Below are 12,184 nucleotides of genomic sequence, written 5' to 3' on the forward strand. Positions count from 1 at the left end.
ACAGAAAAAATGTGATATATTGTGTTAACGTTGCATTTTCTTGTTAAATAGTATACGCTTACATTGTATAATGATATTTTTTGGTAAATAATTAAGATGATGAAGCTACTAGGAGGTCAAATATGTATTATAATTTCAATATTAAAAGACAAAAAGATCCAAGTAATCTGCCTTATTTTGACATAAGGTCTGTTAATCAAGCTAGTTATGATGCTAACTGGCATAGCGTGATGCACTACCATGATTTTACTGAAATAATTTTCATTCTTAATGGTGAGGGACATATGCAAACTAATTTCGGGACGCAACCTGTCCAAAAAAATAGTCTGGTCATTATAAACCCTTTTATCGAACATACGGAACACTCTTCTATTGAGAATCCAATGAAATATGTAGTCATTGGCTTTAAAGGACCAGAGATAATCTTTCCAAATCAAATGCGCGAAAATGACTTAATCATCTTCAATGATGATTCGTTCGCATTTAGATCCCTGTTCTCACAAATCATTAAAGAAAGTGCTAAACATCAACAATATACTAATCAAATTATTGAGCATTTAGTTAACGCGGTAATCTTTTCAATCATCAATGAAGCCAATACCGATTTGGATAATCAACATAAAAATCTATTAAGTCCAAGTGTCACATTAGCAAAAAATTATATTGACAATAATTATTCGAAAAAAATTACCCTTGAGACACTCGAAAGTCGATCCCATATTTCAAAATATCACTTATCTCACCTATTTAAAGAAGAACTAGGCATTTCACCAATCAATTACTTACAAGATTTACGGTTTAAACATGCGCTAAACCTTTTAGAAACAACTAATCATTCGATTGTACAGATTGCGGAAATGGTTGGCTTTTATTCCAGTAATTACTTTTCTAATAAATTCAAAGAGCGCTACCATGTCTCACCATTGCAATATCGAAAACAACATCAAAACCAAAGTGCAGCTTTATCGATAGGATAAATAACAATAAAAAACCGGCATTGCTGCCGGTTTTCTTAATTGATACGCTGTTAGGCGAAAAATAATATGAAATAGACTATAAATCTATTATTAAGATTTTGGTTTATTGCATTCTAATAAATGCTTTAGTAGTCATCGATCATAATCTCATTTATTTTAGATTACTCGATACCTGATAAAATATTAGATTTTATAACTTTCTATTCTCTATTACAGACTGCTACTTATTCATTTTCAGGTTTACGCTTTTTATCAGTTACAATTAAGCCTAAGCCTGCTAAAATTGTTAATGCTGCTGGAGTAAATACTTGACGATAGTCAATCTCACCTGTGTTTGGTAAAGTAGTTGCTGAGTTGACTTTAACCACTTCTTCTGATTTATTTGATTCTGAACCGGTAGTCTTTTCTGTTGACTGCTTGTCTTCTACTACTTTTGTTCCGACTTCAATAATCTCTTTCACTGGTTCTAACGTGATATCTTCTGAAACTTCGGCTTCACCGTATTGTTTACCAAAAATAAAGTAAGTGGTTGTTGTGCGAGTTAATTCACCTTTAACACCCGCTTGCTTAACATTTTTTACGCCTACTTCTAAATCCGCATTTTCAATGGTTTCAGTTTCATAATCAATTGCTTCAGTCGTTTTTTCAATAACAGGTTCTACTAAGCCCTCTCCAACTTCAATGACTTCAGTAACTGGTTTTGCGGTAATTTCCTCTGTAACTACCGGTTCACCATATACTTTACCATTTAAATATTGCGTCACAACTGTACGAATGGATTTTCCATTAATACCGGCCTGCTTAGTTTCTTTAGCCATATCATCTAACTCAACATTTAATTCGTATTGCGTTTCAAAGAGTAATTCAGATTCAATTACTTCTGTTTTTTCTTCTAAGACACCTGTTCCTTTTTGAATTATTTCTTTAACAGGTTCTTTGATGCGTTTTTCCGTCACAACAGGTTCACCATAAACTTTGCCATTCAAATATTGGGTGGTGGTCGTAACCGTCATCTCACCTTTTACGCCCGCTTGAGTAACTTCCTCTGTGCCTTTCAACATATCAGGTTTTTCTACTACTTCTGTTTCAAAATCGATCGCTCTTGTAACCACTTCTTCTTTGACTTCAATCGTTCCGACACCTACTTCGACGATTTTTTCAATTGGTTGAGTCGTTACTTTTTCAGTTGTTGTCGCTTCACCATAGGCTTGACCTTTCCAAGTTGGAGTCGTCGTTGTAATGGTCATTACACCATCAACACCTTCTTGAATAACTTTTTCTTCACCTTTTAATAAATCTGGGTTTTCGATAAATTTTGTAGTAAACGGAATTGGTTTAGTACTTGTTGTAACGACTTGTTCAATCTTACCTGTACCGACCAATACAACTTTATTTACTGGTGCTTTCGTTGTTTCTTTTGAAACCGTTGCTTCGCCATAAGGTTTATTATTTAACATTGGGGTAGTAGTGGTAATCTTTTGTTCGCCATTAACACCAACAGTTTGGACTTTTTCTTCACCTTCTGGAAGATCAACAGTTTCAATTCTTTCTGTTTTAAACGGAATAGCTTCAGTTGTTACTTCGACTTTGTCTGTCACAACACCTGTTCCAATTTCGATAATTTGTGGTACCGCTTCTTTGGTTGTTTCTTTAACAGAAGTTACTTCACCATATTGTTTACCATTCAACATTGGGGTAGTTGTTGTTGTTGTTAAAACGCCATCCACACCTTTTTGTGTCACTTTTTCTGTGCCTTTTAATGCATCTGGGTTTTCTATAAATTTAGTAGTAAATGGAATTGGTGCTGTTGTGACTTTAACATCGTTCACAATCTTTCCAGTTCCTACTAACACAACTTGATTTACTGGTGCTTTCGTTGTTTCTTTTGAAACGGTTGCTTCGCCATAAGGTTTATTATTGATCATTGGGGTTGTGGTTGTAATTTTTTGTTCGCCATTAACTCCAGCAGTTTGAACTTTTTCTTCGCCTTCTGGAAGATCAGAAGTTTCAATTCTTTCTGTTTTAAACGGAATAGCTTCAAATTTTTCAACTACCTGAAAATCTAGTTTATATATTACAGTAATATTTAATTCCGGTAAATCATTATTATATTTATATAAATCTAAATCATTATTCCATTTATCAGTAATTGAAACCCAATTTAATACGTAATTTGAATTTGGAGTATTTTCCGGAATATCAATGATTAGTCTAACAGTATATGTACCATCTTCATTTTTTACAAAATTATTATATTGACCTCCTGATAAAGTCGGTTGGTCTGGATGTGTTAGATTATAAAAACTGACGAATACCCTGGTTAATTCACTCTCATCTTTTACTTTCAAGGTAGCTCTAATACTTTCTCCAACTTTATATTCTGTCTTATCAATTGAAATATCTATAAGTTCAGGTTTATTCAAATCCTCTATCTTATCAGTCGAAACTTTAATATTTATTTCTGGTAAATCATTATTATATTTATATAAATCTAAATCATTATTCCATTTATCAGTAATTGAAACCCAATTTAATACGTAATTTGAATTTGGAGTATTTTCCGGAATATCAATGATTAGTCTAACAGTATATGTACCATCTTCATTTTTTACAAAATTATTATATTGACCTCCTGATAAAGTCGGTTGGTCTGGATGTGTTAGATTATAAAAACTGACGAATACCCTGGTTAATTCACTCTCATCTTTTACTTTCAAGGTAGCTCTAATACTTTCTCCAACTTTATATTCTGTCTTATCAATTGAAATATCTATAAGTTCAGGTTTATTCAAATCCTCTATCTTATCAGTCGAAACTTTAATATTTATTTCTGGTAAATCATTATTATATTTATATAAATCTAAATCATTATTCCATTTATCAGTAATTGAAACCCAATTTAATACGTAATCTGAATTTGGAGTGTTTTCCGGAATATCAATGATTAGTCTAACAGTATATGTACCATCTTCATTTTTTACAAAATTATTATATTGACCTCCTGATAAAGTCGGTTGGTCTGGATGTGTTAGATTATAAAAACTGACGAATACCCTGGTTAATTCACTCTCATCTTTTACTTTCAAGGTAGCTATTATATTTTCTCCAGCTCTATATTCTGTCTTATCAATTGAAATATTTATTAATTCTGGTTTTGATAAGTCTTCCTCTGCTGTTTTTTGATAAATTTCTGATTGTTCTAAGTCTTCCTTAGTATTATCAATTGCACTTTGCTTAATATTTTCATCATTTGGCTCTTCAATCGTTGTTACTTCAACTGTTGTTTCTTCCGTAGTTGTGTCTTCAACTGTAGTTTGATCTATTGTTTCTTCAAATGTAATTTCCTCAACAGTTGTTTCATCTATACTACTTGTCTCCTCTAAAGATACTTCTTCAACTTGTACCTCACTTGTCACTGTAGTTTCTTCTTCAGTTGTTTGTGCTTGAACAGGTACAACTAATCCGTTGACCATAGTTGCCGACATAAAAACACCAACAATGCAACTTACTAAGCCATTACTGGTTTTTCTTAATGCATACCGATTTTTTCTCTCCATAAGATAACTCTCCCAATATTTATTTTAACGCAAAGCTTATCATTAAAATCAATTTTATCAGGTAAATCTCTTTTTGCAATACAAAAATATAAGTTTGTATATTAAATATTTATTACAATATTTTTTAAGTTTATTTTAAATCGATTTTCTGATTACAATTAACTAAATACTCTATTAACAGCATTTTACGCTAATGATTTATAAATTGAGTTAAAAAATATTTTCAATGTTAAATATATTTTACTTATTGCCAACTCCCTCTTCATTGATTCCCTGTTTACCGAAGGGAAATGAGGAAAACCTTATTTTCAAGTATGACTTTCTATTTTTAATCTGCGTTAAGAATTTAGCAACGCCCTTCTTATAAAAAAATTCGGCGAACTTCCGCCCGCCGATTCATTTTATTTAATTATTACAATGTCTCTGCAATCTTCTTAACGAAGTCTTTTAGTTCGTCGCCAATTTCTTGATGTTCTAAACCTACTAAGATACTTGACTTCATGAATTCTAATTTGTTTCCGACGTCAAAACGTTGGCCATTAAATTCTTTCGCAAAGACGCGTTGGGTTTTATTTAAGGTATCAATCGCATCGGTTAATTGGACTTCGCCACCGGCACCGACTTCTTGTTTTTCTAATAACTCGAAGATTTCTGGTGTTAATAAGTAACGACCGATAATCGCTAAATCACTTGGAGCCTCTTCCATTTTAGGTTTTTCAACGAATTTTTTAACATTATACAAGCCCTCTTCTAATTGGCTCTCGATGTCGATAACACCATATTTACTAATGTCTTCCATCGGCATTTTCATAACCGCAATGTTTGAGGCATGATTTTGTTCATAAGCATCGATTAATTGTTTAGTTAGAGGCACTTCGTCACGCATGATGTCATCACCTAACATTACCACAAAGGGTTCATCACCGATAAAGCTTTTAGCTTGTAATACCGCATCACCTAATCCTTTTGGATAGGGTTGGCGCACAAAGAACATTCTAATACCAGTTGTTTCACGGACGATATCTAATAACTCTTGTTTACCTTTAATTTCAAGGTTAGATTCTAATTCAATGTTAGAGTCAAAGTGGTCTTCAATCGCACGTTTACTTTTTCCAGTTACGATTAAAATCTCTTCAATTCCTGAAGCTAATGCTTCTTCTACAATAAATTGAATCGATGGTTTATCAACAATTGGAATCATTTCCTTAGCAATTGCTTTGGTTGCTGGTAAAAAGCGTGTTCCAAGTCCTGCTGCTGGAATCACAGCTTTTCTAACTTTAGACATATATATACCTCTTTCTATTCAATATTTAATGATTGATTTCATTGTACACTATTTTAACATATTACGCTAGCGTTTTGTTATTTAAAATATCAAGACTAACTAAAAATTTGCTTTTTAACACGATTAACGGTATAATTTTGCTTGTTACTAAATAAAAATGTTACTTTAAATAACAAAGGAGTCCATTATGAAAAAATTATCCGTTCAATTATTAGCTGAAACTGTTACGAACAAACGTAAAGCCAAAGATTTAACCCAAGCCCAATTATCAGAATTGACCGGCATCAACCGTTCTTTAATCGGACGTATTGAAAACTTAGACTACTTACCGATGATCAATCAATTAGAAAGTTTAGCAGAAGCATTGGATTTTGACGTGACCGAATTATTCGTCGAAGAAAAACCTGAAACGAAAAAACCAGCACCAAAATCATATAAAATTGCGGTTGCTGGAACAGGTTATGTTGGATTATCTTTAGCGGTATTATTAGCACAACATAATCAAGTGACAGCAGTTGATATCGTTCAAGAAAAAGTAGACATGATTAATAATAAAAAGTCACCCATTCAAGACGACTATATCGAAGAATATTTAGCAGAAAAAGAGTTGAATTTAACGGCTACTTTAGATGGCGAAAAAGCTTATGCTGAGGCGGATTATGTCATTATCGCTGCCCCAACTAATTACGATAGTAAATTGAATTTCTTTGATACTTCAGCGGTTGAGACTGTGATTGAATTAGTATTAAAAGCTAATCCTAATGCGACGATGATTATTAAGTCAACCATTCCCGTTGGATATACTGAATCCGTTCGTAAAAAATACAATACAAAAAACATCTTATTCAGTCCAGAGTTCTTACGTGAATCAAAAGCATTATATGATAACTTATATCCTTCACGAATTATCGTTTCTTGTGATGAAGAATCGCGTGAAAAAGCAGAAATCTTCGCAGAATTATTACAAGAAGGTGCTCTAAGCGAAGATATTCCAACATTATTTATGGGATTCACTGAAGCTGAAGCTGTTAAATTATTTGCCAATACCTATCTAGCATTACGTGTATCTTACTTTAATGAATTAGATACTTATGCCGATACCAAAGGTTTAAATACTAAAGACATTATCGATGGTGTTGGTTTAGATCCACGTATTGGCACCCACTATAATAACCCTTCATTTGGTTATGGTGGTTATTGCTTACCAAAAGATACGAAACAATTACTAGCTAACTTTGATGATGTTCCACAAAATATGATTACAGCGATTGTTGAATCTAACCGTACTCGTAAAGATTATATCGCTGATCGAGTATTAGAATTAAGTGGAGCGCATCATTATGATGGCACCTGGGATGAGTCGCGAGAAAAAGAAACGGTTATCGGTGTTTACCGCTTAACAATGAAGAGTAATTCTGATAACTTCCGTCAATCAGCGATTCAAGGCGTTATGAAACGAATCAAAGCGAAAGGTGCTAAAGTAGTCATCTATGAACCAACCTTAGAAGCAGGTACTACGTTCTTTGGCAGTGAAGTAATTGGCGACTTAGATGAATTCAAACAATTATCCCAAGCGATTATTGTTAACCGTTATGATAGCCAACTAGATGATGTAAAAGATAAAGTATTCACACGCGACATCTTTATGAGAGATTAATAAATAAAAGAGTCTGAGAAAAATCTCAGGCTCTTTTTCGTTTTGTCTATAATTTAATTTGACTTCTACTCGTACTTCAAAAAATGGGGAGTAGACTAGAAGTAGAAAATTGAATAGTTTTCACTTCGTCTGTCCACCCCCGCAAAGTTGAGTAGGTCTCAAGCAAGTCATCAAGACGCAGTTTGAGACCACTCAACCACTGCGCTTTTAAATATCGAGCAATAACTTGATTGAATGTTTATGTTTATGCCTAACTCAATAAGACGCAGTTTGATGCCACTCAACCACTGCGCTTTTAAATATCGAGCAATAACTTGATTGAATGTTTATGTTTATGCCTAACTCAATAAGACGCAGTTTGAGACCACTCAACCACTGCGCTTTTTATTAGCGCAAGAACTGGACAGAAATTTGCAAGTTGATTTCTAACCTCTTTAAAACGCAGTTTGAGACCACTCAACCACTGCGCTTTTAAATATCGAGCAATTTACTTGATTGAATTTATCAAATTGATACCTAACCTCGTTAAGTCGTCATTTGAGGCCACCCAACCACTGCGCTATTAAATAATGAACAATAATCTTAACTAATTTTATCAAGTTTATGCCCAGCCTTCATCTTCCACCCTTTGCAAATTTTAGTTATTAGTAAATTGAATTTTATTGAATATACTTCTATACCATTAAATCCGACGAATTGATAGAGTGAAACTAAGTCAGGAATGAAATTATAAACGGTTCATCTTTTTTATTGAAATAGCTTATTCAATTCCTTTTCGGTCAATTACTTCTTTAATCCAATAGCCCGATTTTTTAATGGTCTTCACTTGTGTATGAATATTGTTTGAAATAAAACCATAACGGTTTCGATAAGCATTCATCCAAGACCAACAATCAATCGGGGTCCATAAATGATAGCCGAAACAGTTTGAGCCTTCTTCAATACCTTTGTGTAACCATTCTAAATGTTCTTGGATAAAATCAATACGATAGTTATCTTCAATGACACCCTCATGATTCATAAATCGCTCCTCGCGAGAAACTCCCATACCATTTTCAGAAACAAACCATGGAATGTTATGATAATTATCTCGAATATTTATCGCAATATCATATAAGGCTTTTGGATAGATTTCCCAGCCTTTATCAATATTCATTCTTCTTCCCGGCATATCATAATGGTCAAAATAGCGATTAGGCATCCAATCACCGACAGAATCAGGTGCAATATCAGGTGCTTTTACGCGATTAGGATGATAAAAATTAACACCTAAAAATTCTACAGTATTATTTTTAATTATATTGAGCTCTTCATCAGTGCTTTCCCATAACACACCATCATCTTCTAGTAACGTCACTAGTTCATTAGGAAATTCTCCTTTAATAGCTGGATCTAAAAAACTTTTATTATTCCAAAGTTCAGCAATATGAGCAGCTCTTAAATCTTCCTCTTTATCACTGGCTGGATAGGTTGGCGTCAAATTAAGCACTGTTCCAATTCGAGCGCCTTTTTCATTCATTTTTAATTCTTTGAATACTTCGATTACTTTTGCTGAAGCTAAATTTAAGTTATACATTACTTGCACAGCTTTATTTCCATCTACCAATTTAGGATAATGAAATTGGTATAAATATTCCCCATCAACTACAACCATTGGTTCATTATGAGTAACCCAATCTTTGACTCGATCGCCAAAAAGTTCAAAACACTTTTTAGCAAAACCTACAAATAAATCGACAACATGTTTTGACTCCCAACCACCATACTTATGATATAGTTCGACTGGTAGATCGAAGTGATGTAAATTAAAGACTGGACGAATACCTTTCGCAAGAAACTCATCAATGACATTATTATAAAACCTAACAGCATCTTCATTTACTGTATTTTCTTCAAGATTATCAATTAAGCGAGACCATTGGATAGAGGTGCGGACTGAATTTAAATTGATTTCTTTCATTAAATCTATATCTTCTTTATAACTATTATAAAAATTTGAAGCCGTATCAGGTCCCACTTGATTATAAAATGCTTCTGGTTCTATTTCATACCAATAGTCAAACATGTTAGCATGTTTTTTATTAAATCGTCCTTCTGATTGCGGTCCAGATGTTGCTGCACCCCACCAAAAATTTTCTGGAAATTTCTTCATTTTATTCACTCTAACCCCTATCTTCATATAATTTCTTTCTGATTATTTCCCCAAATTTAGGTAGGTACTCATGACCGTATTCAGGTAAAATAATAAGTTCTTTTTGACTATTAATTTGATTATAAGTAGCAAATTGTGTTTTTGGATGACAAACTCTATCTTCTAATCCCATGGCCCAAATAACTTCCGCTTCAATTAGACTAGCGAAATATTGAATATCAATATAATCTAAAACAGAAAATAATTTTTCTTCTTTTTCGTGAAGTGGATCTCGGAATCTGAACCAATAAGCAATCTCTTCATAGGCTGAATTATTAACATCTAAGCGATAAGCTTCACGATAATCAGATAAAAAAGGATAACATACAAATACTTTTTTAATTTCAGGTTTTAATGCAGCACAAACAATTGCTTGTGCACCGCCTTGTGAAGCTCCTGTTGCATATATTTTTTCAGTATCAATAAATTCCATCGAAAAAGCTATTTGAGTTAGTTGATAAATATCTTGAAATACTTTTCTAAATAATAAGTTTTCTTTTCCTTCATCAACGCCACGAATGATATGACCTTTTAAAGTTCCGCCTTTAGTTTGGGTATTATCTTGCGATAACCCGCCTTGTCCACGTACATCTAATGATAAGCTTGCATAACCTTCCGCAGCATATCCTATTTTGTCAGTCCAATCTCCCGAATTCGTATGATATCCATGAAATTGTAATATCATGGGTATTTTTCCATCAACCTTAATTGGTTTTACGAATTGAGCATGAACTTCTGCTCCATCAACCCCCAAAAAAATCAAATCAAAGGCTTCAGCAACATTAGAATATAATTCATGCCTTTCTAGTCGATAGCTAAGTCCTAATTGATCAACTTCTAATTTGCTCTCTTTCCAAAACTGATCGAAATCTAAAGGTCTTTTTTGACTACCTTGATAACTCCCCCAGTCGTCCATTAAATCTTTTATGTACATACTTTAACTCCTCATACAAAAGTATTTTGAAAATTAACAGCTGCTCCTATTAAGTTAGCATCTTGTTTAAATTGACACTTATCAACCGTTATTTTTAAGTCTTTAGCGCCATTTAGTTTTAAATAGTTATTTAATTTTTCTTGAATTGGCTCAATTAAATCTTCACGCTGAGAAATGCCACCACCTATCAAAATGAGTTCTGGATCAACTAACAAACAAATATTATACATACTTCTAGCGAGTGCATCATAAATTCCCTCAACGGCTTCCCGTGCATTTTTATCACCTTGATCGGAAAGTGCAAACAATTCCTTTCCAGTCAATTGACCAAAACGTTCTGCTACTTGGACAGGACTGGCAAGTTGACTAACTGTATTATCCTGGTCCAATAGCATATAACCGATTTCACCCCCAAATAAGTTTGCTCCTTTTACGATTTGCTTATTAATACTGATAGCTCCTCCAATACCAGAACCAATAATAAAGAACACTACATTTTGAAAGTCCTTCGCTTTACCATAATATAATTCAGCTAATGCTGCAGCATTAGCATCATTTTCAATGGTTATCCGCTTGCCAAATAACATTTCTAATTCCTTTACAATCTCAAAATTGTGAATATAAGGAATTGCACTAATACCTTTAATAACACCTGCTTTTGAATCGACTGACCCTGGTGAACTAAAGCCAATTCCATCAATTCCTTTGAATTGATCTGCGGTATTTTTAAGTAATTCTTTCATCTCTTGCCAAGATGAAGGTGTCGGAAAGGAATTAGTTTGTGTAATGGTTTCATTTTCCCATAATCCATATTTAACCGATGTTCCACCCATATCAAAACATAAAATTTTCATTTTTATCACCTAATCTTTACTTAAGATGACTTCTATAGAGAATTTATCAGAACGATGCACTGAAGTAGAAAACTCAAATGCTTCACCTGTGTCTAAAAAAGCAATCTGTTCGGCAACGGCAACCGGACTTCCTTCTTCTATTTCAAGGTACTTGGCCTCCGTTTCATTAGCACCTCTAACATATATTGTTCTATGTGAGCTCTTAATTTTTAATTTCAATTCTTCTTCAATAAATTCATAAATCGATCCCTTTACATTTTCTTTTTTAAACCTACAATCAAATCGATAGGCATATACATTTGTTCCATAACTAATGGTTCTTTATCAATGTAACGTGCACGATAAATATCATAGACAAAGCTACCTTTTTCTATATGCAATTTCTCACTAACCTTTTTATTTGCTTCAATGACACTAAATTCTAGCACTTTACTTTCAACTGTTTTTCCAACATTTAAAGCTGTGGTCCCTCTAAATTGATTTGACACCACTCTCTTTTTCAATTCAGATTCAGATAGAGATTTAACAAATGTACCTGAACCTCTTCTTTTTATAATAAGACCTTCATTTACTAAAATATCAAGCGCTTTTTTTACTGTCATTTTACTTGCGCTGTACTCTTCTATTAGATCTTTTTCAAAAGGTAATTGGTCATTACTAGCAAATTCACCTTTTAAAATTCTATTTCGCATATCATTAGCGATATAAATATATTTTTCCAAAGAATAC

Annotated in this window: 7 protein-coding genes and 1 pseudogene; 2 read left to right on the top strand and 6 right to left on the bottom strand. The window is 33.2% G+C overall.

What is annotated here, in order from left to right; translation table 11 throughout:
- Window positions 1-122 precede the first annotated feature (122 nt).
- Window positions 123-977, top strand: a complete 855-nt coding sequence (locus LB888_RS01890) for an AraC family transcriptional regulator (RefSeq protein ID WP_318753382.1) — start codon at window positions 123-125, stop codon at window positions 975-977.
- 224 nt (window positions 978-1,201) lie between these two features.
- Here LB888_RS01890 and LB888_RS01895 read toward each other — a convergent pair whose 3' ends face one another.
- Both LB888_RS01895 and galU read right to left on the bottom strand, forming a co-directional pair.
- Window positions 1,202-4,534: a G5 domain-containing protein gene (locus tag LB888_RS01895; protein ID WP_318753383.1), complete on the bottom strand. Its 3,333-nt coding sequence runs from the start codon at window positions 4,532-4,534 to the stop codon at window positions 1,202-1,204.
- A gap of 412 nt (window positions 4,535-4,946) precedes the next feature.
- Window positions 4,947-5,819 (bottom strand): UTP--glucose-1-phosphate uridylyltransferase GalU, encoded by an 873-nt coding sequence (gene galU / locus LB888_RS01900; RefSeq protein WP_318753384.1) that lies wholly within the window; start codon window positions 5,817-5,819, stop codon window positions 4,947-4,949.
- A 187-nt stretch (window positions 5,820-6,006) separates the two neighbouring features.
- Here galU and LB888_RS01905 point away from each other — a divergent pair, with 187 nt between their 5' ends.
- Complete coding sequence (locus LB888_RS01905; protein ID WP_318753385.1) at window positions 6,007-7,476, top strand: nucleotide sugar dehydrogenase; 1,470 nt, start codon at window positions 6,007-6,009, stop codon at window positions 7,474-7,476.
- 760 nt (window positions 7,477-8,236) lie between these two features.
- Here LB888_RS01905 and LB888_RS01910 read toward each other — a convergent pair.
- From LB888_RS01910 to LB888_RS01925, 4 genes and pseudogenes are all read right to left on the bottom strand, one after another.
- On the bottom strand, window positions 8,237-9,628 hold the full coding sequence (locus LB888_RS01910) for a glycoside hydrolase family 1 protein (protein WP_318753386.1): 1,392 nt from the start codon (window positions 9,626-9,628) through the stop codon (window positions 8,237-8,239).
- A 10-nt stretch (window positions 9,629-9,638) separates the two neighbouring features.
- On the bottom strand, window positions 9,639-10,601 hold the full coding sequence (locus LB888_RS01915) for an acetylxylan esterase (protein ID WP_318753387.1): 963 nt from the start codon (window positions 10,599-10,601) through the stop codon (window positions 9,639-9,641).
- Between the two features lie 11 nt (window positions 10,602-10,612).
- On the bottom strand, window positions 10,613-11,455 hold the full coding sequence (locus LB888_RS01920; RefSeq protein WP_318753388.1) for an ROK family protein: 843 nt from the start codon (window positions 11,453-11,455) through the stop codon (window positions 10,613-10,615).
- A 9-nt stretch (window positions 11,456-11,464) separates the two neighbouring features.
- Window positions 11,465-12,177 (bottom strand): annotated as a pseudogene (locus tag LB888_RS01925) (GntR family transcriptional regulator).
- Window positions 12,178-12,184 lie beyond the last annotated feature (7 nt).

This window comes from Globicatella sp. PHS-GS-PNBC-21-1553 (assembly GCF_033564055.1).
GTDB classification, from domain to species: Bacteria; Bacillota; Bacilli; order Lactobacillales; family Aerococcaceae; genus Globicatella; species Globicatella sulfidifaciens.